Origin of the sequence: Paraburkholderia hospita (assembly GCF_002902965.1) — a bacterium.
Classification (GTDB): Bacteria; Pseudomonadota; Gammaproteobacteria; order Burkholderiales; family Burkholderiaceae; genus Paraburkholderia; species Paraburkholderia hospita.
This window is the reverse complement of the sequence record NZ_CP026108.1, coordinates 258,076-277,199: the sequence shown is the minus strand read 5'-3', so window position 1 is coordinate 277,199 and position 19,124 is coordinate 258,076. Positions and strand designations below refer to the sequence as shown.

The window sequence follows — 19,124 nt, the reverse complement described above, 5'->3', positions numbered from 1 at the left end:
GTGGATCATGTTGAACGGACAATCAGTCACCCGTCCAGCCGCGTAGAAAGTCCACCAGCAGTTCGTTGACCCGCTCCGGCTGCTCTTCCTGGGGCAAATGTCCACAACGCGCAATCGGCTCAGCGCGTAGGGTCGTGGCCATCCCTTCCCAGACCGCCTTCATATCGAACATGCCGCCGACCGCGTAGAAGTCCTCGCCCCACAGCGCCATCGTCGGGCACGCGATCTTGACATCCGCATCGACGAGATCCTGCGCAACATCCTCGGCATTCGCACGATAATCCGCCATCGCGCCGCGCACGGCGCCGGGCCGCTTGTAGGCCTTCACATACGTCTCGAAGTCCGCGCCCTCGATGGTGTGCGGGTTGTAGCACCAATCCGCGAAAAAGTGGTGCAGCCACTCCGCCTCCTTGCCGGCGATCAGCGTTTCCGGCAGGTCCGCCACCAGATGGAACAGGAAGAACCAGTAGGCGCGCGCGGTCTGCGGATTCATATTTTGCGCGACCACCCGCGTCGGCACGTTGTCCATCACAACGAGCCGATCGACCCGTTCAGGATGATCCTTGGTCAGCCGCGTCGCCACACGTGCGCCACGATCGTGACCGACAAGCGCGACCTTCCCGATCCCCAGTTCGTCGAGCAGCCGGATAATATCCAACGCCATGTTCCGCTTGTCATAGCCCGAGCTGGGTTTGTCAGTTTCGCCATAACCGCGCAGGTCCGGCGCGATGACGCGGTAGTGCCGAGCAAGCACAGGGATCTGGTAGCGCCACGCAAAGCTCGTCTCGGGAAAACCGTGCAGCAGCACGACGACCGGGCCGCTGCCGGTATCCAGGTAATGTTGCCGAATGCCGTTTGCACGACGCGTGTGATGCGTGAGCGCGATCGTTGATGTTTCCATATGCCACTCCTTGAAGGGCTGAACAGAAAGCCGACGCCGATGTCATTGACGGGGCGAGGCTTCGTAATTGACGGGCACCCAGTCATAGGTGTTGCCGGTGCTCCTGATGTGACCCAAACCCGGGAAGGATATATGCGCGGCGCCGATCAGATACCCTCTGTCTGCGGCCAGCTTGAGCGCGTAGCGGCGCGAGCGCTGTGCCGCAACCGCGTCGGTGTCGTACTCGACTGAAGCCATCGGATTCTGCAACTGGATCGCCGCAACATGGATGATGTCACCCCAGACAAGCAGATGTTTCGACTCGCTCTCCACGAGATACGCGCTGTGCCCCGGCGTATGCCCGGGAACCGCAATCGAGCGGATCCCGGGATCGAGCTCGACGTCCCCACTGAAGGGCTTGAAGCGCCCGGCCGCGACATAGGGGGCAACGGATGCGATCGCAGCGTCGAAGAACGTGCTGAGGAACGCAGGCGCCCGGGACTTGTTGGCAGGGTTCAGCCAGTAGTCGGCTTCGGCCTGACTGGTCCGCACGACCGCGTTCGGAAACGTCATCGCACCGTTTGAAACGATGCCACCGACATGGTCCTTGTGCAGATGGGTCAGCAACACTTCGTCGATCTGTCCGGGTTGATAGCCCGCCGCGCGCAAATTGTCGAGCAGCTTGCCGCAGCAGTCTCCGTAGAGCACGCCCGCGCCGGAATCGATGAGGATCAGCTTCGAACCGGTATTGACCAGAAACGCGTTGATCGAGCCTTGAACTGGCTCCTCGAGAAAATCACGCTCCAGGTCGCGCGCAATTTCCGCTTTCGGCACGCCTTCCATCACGGTATCGATCGGAAACGCATGGGTGCCGTCGAGCAGAGCCGTCACTTCGAAACCGCCCAGCATGATCCGGTAAAAACCCGGCCCCTGTGTTTTAACCCGGGGCGCGGCGGCGAGTGTCGCGTCGGACCAGGCGCCCGCTACTACGCTTAACATAACGACACACCATGCACCGACCCGTATCGCCCATTTGCTCGGAATCTGAGTCATCACTTTCTTCCCTGATACTTGCACCGATCATGCAAAAAAGCATAACGACAACGCCTTCGACGGCATGACTAATTTTTTATTAAACCTCCTGAACCAACTTTGCTGTCAGCTGACTCAGATAAGCGTGGATCTGACTGACCACCGCCGCGCCATCGCCCACCGCCGCAGCCACCCGTTTCGCAGATTCCGAGCGCACGTCGCCGACCGCGAACATGCCAGGCACGCTGGTCTCGAGGGGGTATTGCGTGCTTGCTCCGGACAGTCCGTGCTCGCTGCGCGCGAACCCCGTCACGACGAACCCCCGGTTGTCGCGGTCGACGCCACTCGAGCCCAACCAGTCTGTCTTTGGGTCCGCGCCGATAAAGAGGAACAGGTGACGCGACTCGATCATCTCGTCTTCGTTATCATCTTCGTGCCGGACATGGACGTGCGTCAGTCCAGCTTCGTCGCCATCGAGCGATCGTAGCGTGCAACCCGTGCACAGCGTGACGTTGGGCAATGAACCGATTCGGTCGATCAGATACCTCGACATGCTCGCATTCAGGTCCTTGCCGCGAATCAGCACGCGGATGCTGCGCGCAAAATTGGCGAGAAACACGACTGCCTGGCCGGCGGAATTGCCCCCACCTACCAGCACGACGTCCTGGCCCTTCACGAGCTTCGCTTCAATGGTCGACGCCCAGTAATATGTACCGCGCCCTTCAAAACGCTCGAGGCCTGGCACCGCCGGCTTTCGATAGGCTGCTCCGCTGGCGACCACGATGGTGCGAGCGCTGATACGCTGCCCATCGAGCAGTGTCAGCAAAAAGATACCGTCACTACGGTTCACGTCCGTGACCCTACCGGGAATCGCGAGGTGCGCGCCGAATTTCAGCGCCTGCTGGAATGCACGGGCGGCGAGCGCATGACCCGAAATGCCGGTGGGAAAACCAAGGTAGTTTTCGATCCGTGAACTGGCGCCAGCCTGCCCGCCCGGCGCCCGCTGGTCAAACACGGCGACCGACAAACCTTCGGTCGCCGCGTAGACTGACGCAGCGAGCCCGGCCGGACCCGCGCCGACGATAGCCACGTCATAGACATGCGATGGTTCGAATGTCGGCACGAGTCCGAGACACGACGCAAGCTGCGCCTCGTCCGGTGCACGCAGCACGTAACCGTTCGGGCAAAAGACGAGCGGAAAGTCGTCTGGACCCGTCGTCATGCCGCCCAGCAGCGTGATCGCCTCGGGATCGCTGCGCGCGTCGATCACCATCGCCGGGTAGGCATTGCGACGCAGGAAGCCCTGGAGGGCGACCAAACGCGCATCATCACCGTTGCCCACGATGATTGGTCCGAGCCCTTGCTCGATCAATCCAAGCCGCCGCAGGATCAGGGCGCGCATGATGTGCTCGCCCAGTTGAGCATCGGCGACGATCAATGCGCGCAGCCTGTCCGGCTCGATCACGAGCGTCTCGATATCCGTCAACGCAACGCCGTCGATTAACGCGGGCTTGCCGGATAACTGCGCCATCTCCGCCATGAAGTGCCCGTCTTCATGCTCCGTGACGAGCGTCGACCGCCCGAAACTATCGCGCGAATAGATGCGTACACGCCCATGCAACAGCACAAAAAGGCCTAGCGCGACATGGCCTGTTTCGAAGATCAGTTCGCCGGCCTTGAACGACATCGGCTTGGCAAAGCGCTGCAGGCTTTTAATCTCCGCAGGCGAAAGACGCGGAAACATCTGATGCTGGCGATATTCCAGCGAAGAATACGGAATTTCGAGCTCCGACGGCGTCGCCGCGTCGGCGGATATATCGTGGGTACTCATAAAATCGACCTCATCTAACACGTCAACGTGATGGCCACTTGCAAATACTGTGTCTACCAGCTGAATTTCATTTCAGCGCCGACATAGTCGGCATTGCGGGCACCCAACTCGCGCAGCGACTGCCCAACCTGGAAATGCACCGCTTCGAGCGCCGCGGCGAGATTCGCGCTGACCGCCCAGTCGGCGCGAAGCTGTGTATAGAAGCCGGTCCAGCGCCCACCACGGCCCGCGGTGCCCGGGACGACCGCGGATCCTTGCTGGTAAACCGCGTCCGCAGTGGTCTCCCGCCATTGAAGGCCTACGCCGGCCAGCAGCGTCAGCTTGCTGTTCGGTTTCACGATGAGCGACGGCTTGACGTGAATCAGGTTCGAGTAGCCGGTATAGCCCGCCAGCGCGAAGTAGTAGCCGTTCGGAAAGAGTGGATTGAATGTGCCGACGCGGCCGTCTCCCGGATGGCTGTCGCCCGACGCGGCATCCACCTGGATGCCGAGCCGCGGCGTCCATGGCACTGTCGCCAGCGTGTAGCCGGCGAGCGACCCCACTGCCCACGCACCGATCGTCTTGCTGCCGACATGTCCGGACTGATACATCGCTTCGACGTCCCAGTCGAGATGGTTGACGTTGCCGGAATAGCGCGCATCGAATACGTCACGGTGTTCGTCGCCGGTCGCGTCGAGAAAGTGCGCATTGCTGCGGTTGTAGCGGGAGTAGTACGCGGACAGATCGCCTGGCCCGACATCCTTGCGCTCCACGCGTACGCCGCTGAAGGTCAGATCGCGATTTGAAACGTCATCGAAATCAGAATTGTCACGATACTGCACCGGCTGCGTCGCATAGGCGATCCAGCGCCACGGACCGGTTTCATAGTCAGCCCAGATCGCATCGAACGCCTGACGCACGTTCGGGCCGTCACGAACAGAGACGAATCGTTGCAAGTCAAACGCCATTTCTTGCCGCCCCACCCGAAACTTGACGGTGCCTGGCCCAAGCGGCTCAGTAATGGCGACGAACGCCTGCCGCAGATCCAGCGGGTTTTTGTCGACGGGTGTGACGATGTCCTTGCCGTATGGGCGCGCGTCCTCAAATTGCGTGAAGATCTGCACATGAGGGCCGAGGCGGACGTCCGCGTGAACTTCCAGGCGTTGCAGCAGGTACGTGTCGTCGTGCGCCGTACCGAGTCCGAACAACGGCGCATCGTTCACCTCCAACCGTTCGCGCAGCACCATCCCCAACGAGATATACGCGTCGGGATTGCCGAACAGCGGGATGTACTTCAACGAATCGAAGGGCCGTTTCGGCACGCACGGATTGGCTAAAGCCGACCAGTTTTCCTGCCATCTGTTGAACATGACCACGGGGCGCGCACACGATGCGCTCCCGGAGGTTGACGTCGCGGCACTGGTGCCCGCAGACGTATCGTCAGCGCCGCCAAGCGCGGTATCCGCCGCCGAAACAGGCAACGCGGCCGAGAGCCCCGTGCTGATCAGCAGAGCACGCAAGGCACGTAGAGCAGAGCTACGCCTCGGACGCACGCTCGCCTTTAGCGGCTTCATTGCATGCGCCTCATTGACGATCATGAACTTCGGCGATGTAGCCGCCCGGGAATTCGACGACGGCAGTCCTGTCCGCCCCGTGGCCGTACGCCGGATACAGTACTTTCGCGCCGGCCCCTTGCGCACGTTCGAGCGTCTGCTCGAGATTATCGACCGCATAGCCCGTCGTTTCACGCCCGAACGGGAATGGCAGCTTGCCGTCAGTGACGAATATCACCATGCGACCGAAGCCCGAGTTGATCCGGATTTCGCGAATCGTCTCGCCCGGCCGGCCGATCACACCGGCGTCCGCGCGCGGATTGTCCGACACCACCTTACCGTGCGAGAATCGCAGCCAGCGGCGAACGAAGTTGTTCGCTGCATCCCGCGACACGTACACGCGGTTGTCCGGTACACTTTGCAACGGCCCATAGTTGGGGGCTTGGGTGTGCCAATACAATTGCATCGTCAAGCCACCCGGCCATTGAATGACCGCGTCCTTGCCAATCGGATCATCGAACGTGTCGACAAGTACATCGGCGCCCGCCGCACGTGCCGCCTTCACCGCCTGATCGATATCGGTGACCAGGTAACCGGTTCGCTCATCACCAAACGGATATGGAATCGGCGTTTCGAACCCGAACACTGAGAGCATGCCGACCGGTGTCTGCACATACTGCGATGCCGTCCTGCTCGGTGTGGGCGTCACCGTGAACACTGCGCGCGGCGAAGCCTTTCCACCGAACGTCGCAAGGAAACTGTTCACGAATGCATCAAGATCGGCCGAAGCGACATATACGTGAGTGGTGTCGTACTGCGCGCCCACCGATACGTCGGGGTGTTTCCCAGTGAGCGCAGGTTTGCCGTTCGACACTTCCGTTGGCCCGGCGTCAGCGAATGCGGATGATACAGGCGTCAGCCCAATCAGTACCGCAGCGGACAGCAGGCCAATCTGGCGGAATCGATGAATCGACTTGAGCATTTCGTTACCTGATAGTGTTAACAAAGTCTTAATCGGTCAGCCTCTGATCAAGGCCGCATGCTGTTGATCAAACGATTGTGAGGCGATGTCTTCCGCGGTGGCTATCGGCTCTCTTCGACAGTCCATTGTTTCCAGGCGAGAAACATCAACATGGTCACCGGGAGCGCGATCGCGAGGAACGAGAAACTGACATAGGCCATTGCGCCGCAAATCGCACCGATGGCAAAGCTACTCATCGCCGTCAAGGTTGATCCAAGACGATCTCGCACCTTTTGCCCATGCTCTCCCGCCGTACCCCTGTGGGTGAGTTCAATTGCATCGAGCACAATCTGTGTTACGTTTCCGGTCATCACCGTATTCGGCAAGCCGCTCACCTGCAGCAACCTGCTGCGCGCGTTTTGCACGCCCATCGCCATGGTTCCCAGTACGCCGCATATCAGCACCATCGATGCGTTTGAATTCGTTATCGGTGTCGCAATCAAGCCGGTTATAAGGAACAACACGAGCAGCGTCCCCTGAAACAGATACAACGCACTCGCAGCATGGGCCGAGAGGGTACGTTCGAGGAACTTGAAAATCACGCTACTCAATGCGATGCCGATGATAAAAGACGGAAACGCCAGTAGTTTCAGCAGCATGCCCTGTCCCACACCGGCAAGTCCCGCGCCGATCAACACGAAGTTGCCGGTCACATGGGCGGTGAACAGGCCAAATAACGCGACGAACCCAACGGTGTCGACGTAACCCGCAATCAGCGCAAGAATCGTGTCTTCGTGTTTTTTCACGAACGCGTTCCAAGTAAGCGAAAGCCACGCGCCAGCAATATCAACCGCCCTCTTTCGTTGCGCCTGGCACAGGTTTTTGCACCGGTGCACCCTTCGTCTGCTCCACGACCTGGACGGTCGGGGTCTGCGCAAAGAGCTGTGCCTTGACGACCGGTATTGCGTGCTCGCCCAACACCATGCCCAGCAGGCCAGCCAGCGCGATCAACGGCGGTGCGGGTGATTGCACCTTGAGAAGCCAATAGAGGAGTCCGACCGCGAAGCCGACTCCTAATGAAATTACGTAGCCCATTCCGATTTTCCTTTCGCTTTCGCTTTCGATATCCGCCACCCCACCGCTCACCTCCGATACCAACAAGCGGTAGTACTTCACGTAATGCCGTGTTAATTTGGCCAGTCCGATCCGAGTATCAGTCCACAGAAATTCAACCGGCGATAGTTCGGATCCCACCGATCCAGAACGTCGGCGTTCACCGTACCGAACGTCGTCTCAGGCCGATGCTCCATACCACGTGCATACGCCTCAATGATCTTCTTCTTGAAGCTGGACTCACGCGGATAGGCCTGCACAATTTCGTCGCGCTGCTGCGCCGTAAATTCGTCGTAGCGGGCGCCTCGAACATCCATCTGCACCCCGGCGCTGACCAGAGCGACGAGTGGAGACATATGCTCGGGGATGCCCGGCGTCGTATGTAATGCAATTGCCTCCCACACCTCTTGGATCGAGCTCTCTGCAGCGCCGTGCTGCCGCAGAAATGCACATGCCGCGTTGGCGCCATCGACTTCAAACCGACATGGAGAATGCTGGCTCTTCACGTTCAGGCCGACGTTGTGAAACATCGCGCCGACATAAAGCAGCTCCGCATCAAACGTCAGCCTCTTGCGGTAGCCGGTCAGCGCAGCAAATAGAAATGCTCTTTGGGCGTGATGGAACATCAATTGAGACTCTATGTCCCGGATTTGATCGGTCGCCTCCCGGGCCATCGCACTGTCAGGAATATTGACACCCGCAATGGTTTTCCTCATGCCAACTCCTCCGTGTCAGACACCCTCCCGGTATGCGTCAATCGGCGTGCCAGACGGCCGCCGCAGCCGGACGATACTTAGGACCGCGCGAAGTCCAGCAGATCCTGGTTGAGCTGATCTTTGTGCGAGATGTAAAGCGCATGCGGCGCACCTGCATAGACCAGTAGCTTCGAATCCTTGATCAGCGCGGCAGCGGCCTTACCAGTCACGTCGAAGCTCACTACTGCGTCGGCGTCGCCGTGGACCACCAGCGTGGGCACATCGCATTTCGCCAGATCCGGTCTGAAGTCTGTTTCGGAGAAAGCTGCCACGCAATCCCAGGTGCCTTTCAGGCCACCTTGAAGCCCAAGCGACAACGTCCAATCGAGCATCTGGCTAGTCACTTTCGATCCTTCCTGATCGCTGCCCATAAAGAGCGGGCCAAACTCGTCGAGAAACTTGGGCCGGTCGTTCAGCAGTCCCGCACGGATGCCGTCAAAAATTGCTGGATCCATGCCCTCGGGATGGTCGTCACGGCGGATCATCAAAGGTGTCACAGCACTGACGAGCACCGCCTTGGCGATGCGCCGCGTGCCGAAGCGACCGATGTATCGCGCCACTTCACCGCCGCCCATCGAAAACCCACCGAGAATCACGTCTCTTAGATCCAGCGCCTCGATCAACTCGCTGACATCGCGCGCGAAGGTGTCGTAGTCGTATCCCGACCACGGCTGAGCCGACCGTCCGAAACCACGACGATCATGGGCGATAACACGAAAGCCGTTGTCGGCGAGAAACTTCATCTGGTATTCCCACATGTCGGCGTTCAGCGGCCATCCATGACTCAGGACAATCGGCTGGCCCGTACCCCAATCTTTGTAGTAGAGCTGGGTGCCATCGGACGTGGTGAAAGTACTCACATGAACTCCATGGTTGATTGCGCCGGATCTGTTCGGTGAAAGCTGGCCGACTGCCCATTGCAGCGTAGCGAATAAATAAAATAAAGACCTTAGCAAATTCTGAAAAATACTTAACGAATGCAGAATTCAGGCCATCGACTCAGAGTGTCAGTGCATGGAATCGCCGCACACCATCGCGAATCCATTGCAGCAACCCTCCTGAACTTCCATCGACATTGGCCGGTGATGCGAGCAGTAACTTTTCGGTTTGATGATGCTCGGAAAGCAAACGGCACATTTCCTTTTCCACCTCGGGGCGCCGTGCGAGGATCGGTGTCAATGCTGTCTTGTCGAGCCGGAAGACAGTGACGCGGGTAAGTGCCCGTACAACCACGTCGGTTCTAAGGCCAGCAAGGATGCCCGACTGACCGACCGAGTCGCCGGGAGCGAGCCTCCGAAGTTCAATCTCGACGCCGTCTTTCGGTACGATCACTTTCGCTACGCCTCGCGCCAGAATATGAAGCTCGTGACCGCTCTCATCCGCCGCCGTGTAGATGGTGTCCCCGGCATCGATCTTGTGCATGGTCAACTTCGTCTCGAGTTCCAATATTTCGTCATCGTCGAGGTTCTGAAAAATCGTCACACTACGCAGCAAGCGATGTTTTTCATCCGCCCGCTCAACAGCAGGCTCCGGCACCGAAAGCGGTCGAAGCACGACTCCATGTGAAAGCAGGTGGCGGTGCGCAAGATCGAACAGATCGTTGCGCACGTCGATTTTTTTTCGTAATGCATCGACGTAGCAAACTATTTCGTACTCGATCGCGTCGTTGGTCGCATGGCGTACGCTTACGAGCGGCTTGGGCTCGCTCAGGACATCTTCGGAACTGGCGGCAGCATTGGCGAGCGCTTCCAATACGATCGACGGCCGGATTGACGGCTTGACAGGCAGCACGACGCTGATGCCATGCGTATGCGACGGTTCATTTGCGTTGACAATATTGGTACGTGCCGCCACGCTGTTGGGAATCATGACAATATTGCCCTGCCCGTTGAGCAGACTCGTCGCGCGCCAGTTGCTCTCCACAACTTTCCCTTCTACTTCGCCGATCGTGATCCAGTCGCCTAATCGGAACGGCTGCGTCGCATTCAGCACGACACCGGAAAACACGTCGTTAAGCGTGCTCTGAATCGCTAGACCGAGCACGACGGCGAGCGCGCCTGACGTCGCGAGCAACCCGCGCACTGGCAATTGCAAGACGAAGGCAATCGCACCGACACCGGCCGCCAGAAACACCAGCGCGCCCAGCACGTCCTGAAACAGGCGCTCCTTGTGCCAGGTCGCCGGCAGCACCGTGCGATCCAGCACGATCGTCGCGAGACGTGCGCCTTGCAGCCACCACACAACTTCCAGCAATTGCGCGAGCAGATGGCGCGGCGGCTCGTCCTGCCAAGGCGCCGCGCGCAGTGGATTCATGCCGTAGCTGAACAGCACGTAGCTCGACAGACCAAACATTAGCGCGCGAAAAGCGAGCCGGGTCTGGTCACTCTTGTGGCTCGTGAAACGCCATGCGAGAAAATCGAGGACCAGAATGACCAGCCCGAACAGCACACCGTCGGTCAAGGTCGGCATAGAGATCCTCGTTCGCGTGGTGGCATGAGCCCGGACGGATCAGAACGCGAAACAGCTACATCCCAGTGCGCCCCAGAAACCGTTCGAATCGCTGACCGGCACGTTCTTGCGCCACGCCCAGCCGTGCGCGTGCGCATGCACGCCACACAGGTTCACGCAGCCGTCCACACAGGCCACCGCAGTCGGTTTATAGCGGCTATAACCGCCGAACTCCGCCACCGGCGACCACGACGGACTGACCGGCAGATCCGGCGGCGCAAGCGGCGCGAATTCGTCGTCCGCGTACACCACCTTGCCACCCACCACGGTCATGTTCGAAGTGAGAAACTTGATGCGGCTTTCGTCGATAGTGAAGTAATCTTCGCTCAACACCGCGAAGTCCGCGAACTGACCGGGAACCAGCGCGCCCTTGCGCTCCTCTTCGTTCGAGAACCACGCGCTTCCCACGGTGTAGCGGCGCAGTGCTTCCATGCGATCGAGCTTGTTCTCGCTCGCGTACATCGCGGTGCCACCGACCGTCTTGCCCGACACCATCCAGTACAGCGACACAAACGGGTTGAAACTCGCAACGCGTGTTGCATCCGTACCCGCGCCGACCGGCAGGCCGGCATCGAGCATGTGGCGGATCGGCGGCGTGCGCTTCACCGCCTCATCGCCGTATTGATGAATGAAGTATTCGCCCTGATACGCCATACGATGCTGGATCGCAATGCCGCCGCCGAGCGCACGCACGCGCTCGATGTTTTTCTGCGTGATGGTCTCGCAGTGGTCGAAAAACCAGCGGAGCCCGTTGAACGGAATCTCGGCGTTCACGCGTTCGAACACGTTCAGGAAGCGTTCGATCGATTCGTTGTAGGTCGCATGCAGACGGAACGGCCAGCGGTTCGCCACCAGCAGCTTGACGACGGCTTCCAGTTCGGTTTCCAGCGAGTCGGGAAGGTCGGGGCGTGGCTCAAGAAAATCTTCGAAATCCGCAGCAGAGAACACCAGCATTTCGCCGGCGCCGTTCACGCGCAGAAAATCGTCGCCTTCGCCCGGCTTGGTCATCTTGACCCACTTCGCGAAGTCTTCAATTTCGTTCTTCGCGTTCTGGGTGAAGAGGTTATACGCGATACGTACAGTCAGCTCACTGCGCTTGGCCATGTCCATGATCACGGCGTAGTCGTCGGGATAAGCCTGGTAGCCGCCGCCAGCGTCGATCGCGCTCGTCACGCCGAGACGGTTCAGCTCGCGCATGAAGTGACGGGTGGAATTGCGCTGATCTTCCAGCCCGAGCTTCGGACCCTTCGCGAGCGTCGCGTACAGGAGACCGGCATTCGGTCGGGCGATCAGCATGCCCGTCGGATTGCCGCGCTTGTCGCGCTGGATCTCGCCGCCGGGAGGGTTGGGGGTGTCTTTGGTGTAGCCCACCGCGCGCAAGGCTGCAGCGTTCAGCAACGCGCTGTCGTACAGATGCAAGATGAACACCGGCGTATCCGGTGCGATCGCATTGATCTCTTCGAGCGTCGGGCCGCGCCGCTCTGCGAACTGGAATTCGTTCCAGCCGCCCACCACGCGCACCCATTGGGGCGCCGGCGTGCGGGCCACCTGCTTGCGCAACATCTCGAGCGCGTCCGCCAGCGACGGCACGCCGTCCCAGCGCAACTCCATATTGAAGTTCAGACCGCCGCGAATGATGTGCAGATGCGAGTCGTTCAGACCGGGAATGACCGTGCGGCCTTTGAGGTCGACCTGCCGGGTGCCATCGCTCACGTGACGCATCACGGCATCGCGCGAACCCGCGGCGACGATGCGACCGTTCGCAACGGCGACCGAGTCGGCGAAGGAACGCTTGTCGTCCTGCGTGGCAATCTTGCCGTTGAAAAAGACAACTTCGGCCGGCGTCGGCGCGGAAGTGTTGGAAGTCATGGCGATCCTCATTAGGAGCGCTCCGGTTGGCACGCGCGGAGCTTAGTCATGGACAGCGGCCGCTCGTCGCGTTTCGCATCCATGAGGTATTCAGAAGCAGAGTGACACCCACATGCGGAATTCGGGACTCGATGTTGCGTCCTCGAATTCCGCGCGACGTGTTTAACGCGCTGCTTACTTCACCTTAGCCGGCACCGGCGCCAGGATTTCGTGCTGCTGAGCCGTACGCTGAGCAGCCTTGTGCACCATCGTGTACGCGTAGTCCACGCCCATCCCGTACGCGCCCGAGTGTTCTTTGGCGATCTTCATGACCGCGTCATACGTCTCTTTGTGCGCCCAGTCGCGTTGCCATTCGAGCAGCACCTGTTGCCACGTGACCGGCACCACGCCGGCCTGAATCATGCGTTGCATCGCGTAGTCGTGGGCTTCCTTCGAGGTGCCGCCCGAGGCGTCGGCGACCATGTAGATCTCGTAGTCGCCTTCGTCCATCGCACACAGCGCGAACGTGTTGTTGCAGACCTCGGTCCACAGGCCGGCCACAACGACCTTCTTGCGGCCAGCGGCAGCCAGCGAGTCACGGACCTTCTGGTCGTCCCACGAATTCATCGAGGTGCGTTCGAGCACCTTGTGATCCGGGAACACGTCCAGTAGTTCGGGGTACGTATAGCCCGAGAAGCTTTCTGATTCCACCGACGTGATCGTGGTCGGAATGTTGAACACCTTCGCAGCCTTCGCGAGACCGACCACGTTGTTCTTCAGTGCCTGGCGGTCGATCGACTGGACACCGAAGGCCATTTGCGGCTGCTGGTCGATAAAGATGATCTGCGAGTTTGCAGGCGTCAGGACTTCGAGTTTCGGATTTGCCATGGCTTTGTACATCCTAAGAGTTTGGTGAACATGGGAAGACATGCCGCACTCGCTTGAAGTGCGAGAAAAACTTCGACTAAGTCTATCCACCGTCTTTCACCGAGTCCTTTTAAAAACTCTTAATAGTTCTTAAAGATATTTTTCGAAGAGAATCACGGCCGATCGCGTAGCGCCTCAGCGTTTGTCGATTAAGAACATTTCAGAATTTTGCAGAACTTTATGTGTCGTGGGTTCCTACAATGCAGGCTACGGGATTCAAGACCTCACGTCGTTCGACCGACACACCAAGGACTCGCCATGAAACACGCACTTGAAGCAGCAGCCCGTCGAGCAGCCCCACTTAAAACGCCGACCCGGCTCACAGAAGAGGCGACCCGCGATATCGCCGCCGCCTTGACTACCTTGCTTGCCGACGTGTTCGCGGTGTATCTGAAGACGAAGAACTTCCACTGGCATATGTCGGGGCCGTACTTCCGTGACTATCACCTGCTCCTCGACGATCAGTCTGACCAGATATTCGCAACGACGGACCCAATCGCGGAACGCGCACGCAAATTAGGCGGCAAGACGCTGCACTCCACAGGCCAGATCACGAGGCTGCAACGAATTCTCGACAATGACGCGGTCTTCGTTACGCCTAGCGACATGCTGGCCGAATTGCGCGAGGACAACTTGGCGCTCGCCAGTTACATGCGTGAGACGCATTCTCTGTGCGGTGAATACGGCGATGTCGCGACGGCGAGTCTGCTCGAAAACTGGATCGACGAAGCAGAACAACGCGTGTGGTTCCTGTTCGAATCGGGACGTCACGCATAACAGGGCGTGATGTGAAGATGCCTGCAACGCGTGAGCACGCCATGGTTCAGCCTCCCAGCGAAACGTAAAACCGCGCTTTCAGAAACTTAACGGTCGCGCACTTTGCTTGAGTAGGGGCAGTTGAACAAAAAGGCTGCATAGACGACTGCATCGACGTTGTGTGGACTCGCCTCGAAGGTCTCGAGCACGCGCATGAGGCGCACCGCGCAAATCGCAGCCCGACCTGCCACTCCGGCAGCAGCGCCATGCCACGTCCAGCCATGACTACTGCTCGCAGCAGGATGTCGAGGTTGTTGAAAAACCGATGACCCTGCACTTCGACCCGCTCCTCTGCGGCCTCCTGAAAGGTCCCGACCTGCCGTGTGCGATGGCCGCTGCCGCGCGAAGCACTGGCACTGCTGCGCTTCGGGCGCCTGAGGCGTTCGCGACATGCCGCTGTGTTCGATGCAGTCACGACTCGCCACCATGCATGCCCCCATCAACGGTTTGGTTGCGCTGAACGCAACGCGAGATTGCATGTTAGACCAATTCAACAATTTTTCCGCAACGGATAAGCTGCATGCGTCACCTATTGAGAGGGCAACATGCGAGCCATTCAGGTTGAGATCCACTACGACTTTATTTGCCCGTGGTGCTGGATCGGCCAACGGAATCTCGCGGTAGCACTCGCCGCACCAGGCATCGGCGAGACTGTACCGGTCCACTACGTGCCGTTCGAGTTGAATCCGTCGATGCCTGTCGAAGGCATGGACAGGCGCGGCTATCGAACTCGCAAATTCGGCAGTTGGGCTCGTTCGCAAAGCATGGACGCGCAGGTCACGGCCGCCGGTCTGACAGCCGGTGTGGAGTTCCACTACGACAAGGTACTCCGTACACCGAATACGCGTCTTGCGCATCGTCTGATGCAGTTCGCGCAGAGCCTTGACGAACCGAAAAAGACCACGGCGCTTTATCACGGCATCTGCGCCGCCTATTTCTCGGAAGGCCGCGATATAGGTGCGCTCGACACGCTGATCGCTATCGCCACCGAGCACGCTTTCGATGCAGACGGAGTTCGCTCCTATCTGCTCTCCGCCTCCGGCAATGCGGAAATCGAAGTGCAGGGTGGTGGTGCGAACCGGCTCGGCATCCACTCGGTTCCCACCATTGTGATTGCCGGCGATATCATCAGCGGCGCTCAGCCGCCCAGCGTCTTTATCAATGCGCTGCGCTCAGCCGTGGAGCGGAGGGCGGCATGAGATCACTTCAAAAACAGCGTGCCGTCGTGATCGGCGGCTCTCTCGGCGGACTGTTCTCTGCCACAACCCTGCGGGCGGCCGGTTGGAACGTCGACATGTTCGAAACCTCATCGAATCAGCTCGAGAGCCGCGGCGGCGGCATCGTCCTTCAACCAGACGTTCTGGATGCACTTCGGTTTGCCGACGTCGCATTGCCCGATCCTCCAGGCGTTATGTCGGGCGAACGCATCTATCTGGACCGCGAAGACAACCACGTCGAACAGTTGTTCATGCCGCAGATGCAGACCTCGTGGAGCCTGCTGTACCGGGCCATGAAAAATGCGCTGCCTGCGGAGGCCGTACATGCGGGTGAAACCTTTGTCGATTTCCGGATCGAGGGTGAACAAGTCGTCGCGCAGTTCGAAAGCGGGTGCGAGGAGCAGGCCGATCTGCTGATCGGCGCCGACGGCATGCGGTCGACACTCAGGCGGAGGTTATTGCCCGAGATCGTGCCGGCCTACGCAGGCTATGTAGCGTGGCGCGGACTCGTTTCCGAACCCGATCTGCCGCTGCATGCAGCGGACACGCTGCGTGACCGTTTTACTTTTCAGCAGGGCCATGAGCACTCGGCGCTCGCCTATCTGATTCCGGGTGAAGGCGACTCGACCACGGTCGGCGACCGCCGCTGGAACTGGGTGTGGTACCGCAAGTACGGCAGCGAAAAACTCGAGCAGCTTCTAGTCGATCGTCACGGCGTTGAGCGCTCATTCTCGCTACCACCGGGCGCAACCAAGAGTGACGATGTCAAACAGCTTCGACAAGACGCGAAAATGCTGCTTGGGCCGACGTTTCGCTCTCTGGTCGATGCGACCGAAGAACCGTTCATGCAGCCGATTGTCGATCTGCGTGCGCCGAAGATGGTGTTCGGCAGAGTCGTGCTGATCGGCGACGCAGCATCGGTTCCGCGTCCGCACACGGCGGGCAGTACCGCGAAGGCCGCAGCCAATGCACATGCCCTCGCACTTGCGTTGTCTTCGACTTGGCAGGCCGGTTCGACAATCGATCCCATACTCAAGCGTTGGCAAAACCAGCAGTTGCAACGCGGCAAGCTAATGACCGATTTGGGCATTTCGCTCGGCGACCGATTGATGAACATCGCCCGTTGAGTCCGCGTTTGAGTCTCATTTTCCTTTCTTCTTTTCAGGGAGTTGCTCATGTCAACCCAGGCATCCGTCACGGCCGGCAGCACGAGTCAGGTCAAACTGACACGCAGCCTGATCGCGCTGTTCGCATTCTGCTGCGGCGCGATCGTCGCCAATCTCTACTATGCGCAACCAATCACCGAACTGATTGCACCGGACATTGATATGTCCGCTGGGATGGCCAGCTTGATTGTATCGCTCACCCAAATAGGCTATGCATTCGGTCTGTTCTTTCTCGTGCCGCTCGGCGACCTGCTGGAAAACCGCAAACTGATGATAACGACCGCGTTGGTGTCGATCGTCAGCCTCGGCGCCGCGGCGTTTGCCCACCAACCGGGCTGGTTCCTCACAATCTCGCTGCTGGTCGGATTCAGTTCCGTGGCCGTGCAGATTCTGATCCCTCTCGCCGCTCACCTCGCGCCGGATGAATCGCGCGGTAAGGTGGTCGGTACCATCATGAGCGGGCTGCTGCTCGGCATCCTGTTGTCCCGTCCCATTTCCAGCGTCGTTGCCGGGCACTTCGGCTGGCGCGCCGTGTTCGGCTCTGCGGCCGTATTAATGGCCATCGTCACCAGCGTGCTCGCGCTGACCATTCCGCGCAGGCAACCAGATCATAAGGCCACCTACTTCCAACTGATCAGTTCGCTCGGCCATCTGGTTCGCACTATGCCGATCCTGCGTCACCGGTCGCTGTATCAGGCACTGATGTTCGCTTCGTTCAGTCTCTTCTGGACCGCGATCCCCGTCGAGTTGAGCCGCCAGTTCGGGCTCTCGCAAACGGCTATCGGCATCTTCGCGCTGGTCGGGGCAATCGGAGCGACCTCCGCGCCGGTGGCAGGGCGTCTCGCCGATGCGGGCTATACGATGCGCGCGACGCTGATCGCACTGGTGGTGGGCGCGCTCGCCTTTACGCCAGCGCTGATCCATCCGGCGTGGGGCGTGCTCGGCCTCGTCGTGACCGGCATCGTGCTCGACTTCGCCGTGCAGATGAACATGGTGCTGGGGCAACGCGAGATCTACGCGCTGCACGCGGCGAGCCGCAACCGTCTAAACGCGCTGTATATGACGAGCATCTTCGTCGGCGGTGCATTCGGGTCGGCGCTCGCGAGTCCCCTTTACGAACATGGCGGCTGGCCGCTCGTCGCAGCGGTTGCCACGGCCTTCCCGCTCGTCGCGCTGGCTCACTACCTCGTAATCGGTCGGCCACACGCCGCTAGCCAGGCCTGATACGCGTATCCCCGGGGCCGGACGCCTCGCAATCCGATTAACAACGTTTCAGCGTGGCTTCAGGAATTCTTGTCGGCTTAGCGATAAGCTGCCGAGCGTAGTCATTCACCTAGGCGACGCAAGATAGCCTTAAAGGAACAACCATGTCCTCACATTCGCCCCTGCTCGACGGCTACGACCTGTCGGGATTGAGCTTGCCGAATCGCGTCGCGATGGCTCCCATGACCCGCTCGCGCGCGCCCTTGCGCGGCCGTCCGACCGAGATGATGGCCGAATACTACGTGCAACGCGCGTCGGCCGGATTGATGGTCAGCGAGGCGACCAATATCAACGCCGCCTCGCTCGCGTTCGATCTCACGCCTGGCATCTTCACAGCCGAGCAGATCGACGGCTGGCGTCACATCACGACCCAGGTGCATGCCGCGGGCGGGCGCATATTCATGCAGTTGTGGCATAGCGGGCGCGTCAGTTCGTTCGCGTTACTCGGCGGAGCGGCGCCGCTCTCGCCGTCAGGTGTGAACGACGACCTCGAACAGTTGCAGGTGTGGGCGCAATTGCAGAACGGCCAGTACACCAAGATTCACGCGACGCCGTCGCGCGCCATGTCGCTCGACGAAGTAAAGCTCACTATCACCGACTTCAGGCAAGGCGCGGTCAACGCGATCGCCGCCGGGTTCGATGGTGTGGAAGTTCACGCCGCGAACGGCTATTTGCCGCATCAGTTCCTCTCCTCGACCACCAACACTCGCGACGACCGCTACGGCGGCTCGGTGGCGAACCGCGCCAACTTTCTGCGCGACGTTCTCGCGGAGATCGGCTCGGTGGTACCGCTCAATCAGATCGGCGTGCGCATCTCGCCGTACGCGAACTACAACAACGTGCGCGACGCGGACCCGGACGGCACGTACGACTACGTCGGCAAGATGCTCGGCGAATTCGGCGTGGCATACGTGCACGCTGCAGACACCAACGGCTGGAGCGGCCACCCGGATTTGCCGCGTATCACCGAACGTCTGCGACGCGTCTACTCCGGCACCTTGATGGTCAACGGCGGCATTTCCGTCGATCACGCCGAGGCCCTGATCCGCGACGGCCAAGCCGATCTGGTAGCGTTCGCCCGCGCCTACATCTCGAACCCCGATCTCGTCGGACGCATTGCGGCCCATGCGTCAATCGCGCCACCGAAGCCGGACGGCTGGTACGGCGGCGATACGGCCGGCTATACCGACTATCCGTTCGACAGCAGCGCGGGCAAAAACACGGAACGAGGCGCTCACCTTGGTCCGGCGCAAGCATGATGCAGACCGCCGCTCG

17 protein-coding genes are annotated in these 19,124 nt (G+C 60.0%); 5 read left to right on the top strand and 12 right to left on the bottom strand.

Annotation, left to right across the window (positions count from 1 at the left end):
- Positions 1 to 22: 22 nt before the first annotated feature.
- The 12 genes from C2L64_RS45675 to C2L64_RS45620 all read right to left on the bottom strand — a co-directional run bounded on the left by C2L64_RS45675 (position 23) and on the right by C2L64_RS45620 (position 13,348).
- A complete protein-coding gene (locus tag C2L64_RS45675; protein WP_103153963.1) occupies positions 23 to 901 on the bottom strand; it encodes an alpha/beta fold hydrolase in 879 nt (292 codons plus the stop codon).
- A gap of 42 nt (positions 902 to 943) precedes the next feature.
- Entirely contained in the window at positions 944 to 1,879 is a 936-nt protein-coding gene (locus C2L64_RS45670) for an MBL fold metallo-hydrolase (RefSeq protein ID WP_244212302.1), read from the bottom strand.
- 133 nt (positions 1,880 to 2,012) lie between these two features.
- The gene (locus tag C2L64_RS45665) at positions 2,013 to 3,743 is read right to left on the bottom strand and encodes an FAD-dependent oxidoreductase (protein WP_103153961.1); all 1,731 of its coding nucleotides are present in this window, start codon (positions 3,741 to 3,743) and stop codon (positions 2,013 to 2,015) included.
- A 53-nt stretch (positions 3,744 to 3,796) separates the two neighbouring features.
- Positions 3,797 to 5,296 carry an alginate export family protein gene (locus tag C2L64_RS45660; protein WP_244212301.1) on the bottom strand — a complete coding sequence of 500 codons (1,500 nt, stop codon included), beginning with the start codon at positions 5,294 to 5,296 and terminating at the stop codon, positions 3,797 to 3,799.
- A 10-nt stretch (positions 5,297 to 5,306) separates the two neighbouring features.
- Positions 5,307 to 6,257, bottom strand: coding sequence for a glyoxalase (locus C2L64_RS45655; protein WP_103153959.1), 951 nt, complete (start codon positions 6,255 to 6,257; stop codon positions 5,307 to 5,309).
- A gap of 101 nt (positions 6,258 to 6,358) precedes the next feature.
- Positions 6,359 to 7,042 (bottom strand): YoaK family protein, encoded by a 684-nt coding sequence (locus C2L64_RS45650; protein ID WP_103153958.1) that lies wholly within the window; start codon positions 7,040 to 7,042, stop codon positions 6,359 to 6,361.
- Positions 7,043 to 7,082: 40 nt separating this feature from the next.
- On the bottom strand, positions 7,083 to 7,331 hold the full coding sequence (locus C2L64_RS45645; protein WP_103154346.1) for a DUF1427 family protein: 249 nt from the start codon (positions 7,329 to 7,331) through the stop codon (positions 7,083 to 7,085).
- Between the two features lie 92 nt (positions 7,332 to 7,423).
- Complete coding sequence (locus tag C2L64_RS45640; RefSeq protein ID WP_103153957.1) at positions 7,424 to 8,065, bottom strand: HD domain-containing protein; 642 nt, start codon at positions 8,063 to 8,065, stop codon at positions 7,424 to 7,426.
- A 77-nt stretch (positions 8,066 to 8,142) separates the two neighbouring features.
- Positions 8,143 to 8,964, bottom strand: a complete 822-nt coding sequence (locus C2L64_RS45635) for an alpha/beta fold hydrolase (protein ID WP_103153956.1) — start codon at positions 8,962 to 8,964, stop codon at positions 8,143 to 8,145.
- 139 nt (positions 8,965 to 9,103) lie between these two features.
- Positions 9,104 to 10,573: a mechanosensitive ion channel family protein gene (locus C2L64_RS45630; protein ID WP_103153955.1), complete on the bottom strand. Its 1,470-nt coding sequence runs from the start codon at positions 10,571 to 10,573 to the stop codon at positions 9,104 to 9,106.
- A 39-nt stretch (positions 10,574 to 10,612) separates the two neighbouring features.
- Positions 10,613 to 12,481: an amidohydrolase gene (locus tag C2L64_RS45625; RefSeq protein WP_103153954.1), complete on the bottom strand. Its 1,869-nt coding sequence runs from the start codon at positions 12,479 to 12,481 to the stop codon at positions 10,613 to 10,615.
- A gap of 174 nt (positions 12,482 to 12,655) precedes the next feature.
- The gene (locus C2L64_RS45620; RefSeq protein WP_103154345.1) at positions 12,656 to 13,348 is read right to left on the bottom strand and encodes a hydrolase; all 693 of its coding nucleotides are present in this window, start codon (positions 13,346 to 13,348) and stop codon (positions 12,656 to 12,658) included.
- A 297-nt stretch (positions 13,349 to 13,645) separates the two neighbouring features.
- On the opposite strand from C2L64_RS45620, the gene C2L64_RS45615 reads away from it, so the two are divergent.
- The 5 genes from C2L64_RS45615 to C2L64_RS45595 all read left to right on the top strand — a co-directional run bounded on the left by C2L64_RS45615 (position 13,646) and on the right by C2L64_RS45595 (position 19,108).
- Positions 13,646 to 14,164 carry a Dps family protein gene (locus C2L64_RS45615; RefSeq protein ID WP_103153953.1) on the top strand — a complete coding sequence of 173 codons (519 nt, stop codon included), beginning with the start codon at positions 13,646 to 13,648 and terminating at the stop codon, positions 14,162 to 14,164.
- 584 nt (positions 14,165 to 14,748) lie between these two features.
- Positions 14,749 to 15,402, top strand: a complete 654-nt coding sequence (locus tag C2L64_RS45610; protein WP_103153952.1) for a DsbA family oxidoreductase — start codon at positions 14,749 to 14,751, stop codon at positions 15,400 to 15,402.
- Positions 15,399 to 16,547 (top strand): FAD binding domain-containing protein, encoded by a 1,149-nt coding sequence (locus tag C2L64_RS45605; protein WP_103153951.1) that lies wholly within the window; start codon positions 15,399 to 15,401, stop codon positions 16,545 to 16,547. Before C2L64_RS45610 ends, C2L64_RS45605 begins: the two co-directional genes overlap by 4 nt.
- Before the next feature lie 48 nt (positions 16,548 to 16,595).
- Complete coding sequence (locus C2L64_RS45600) at positions 16,596 to 17,810, top strand: MFS transporter (protein WP_103153950.1); 1,215 nt, start codon at positions 16,596 to 16,598, stop codon at positions 17,808 to 17,810.
- A 143-nt stretch (positions 17,811 to 17,953) separates the two neighbouring features.
- Complete coding sequence (locus C2L64_RS45595; protein WP_103153949.1) at positions 17,954 to 19,108, top strand: alkene reductase; 1,155 nt, start codon at positions 17,954 to 17,956, stop codon at positions 19,106 to 19,108.
- Positions 19,109 to 19,124 lie beyond the last annotated feature (16 nt).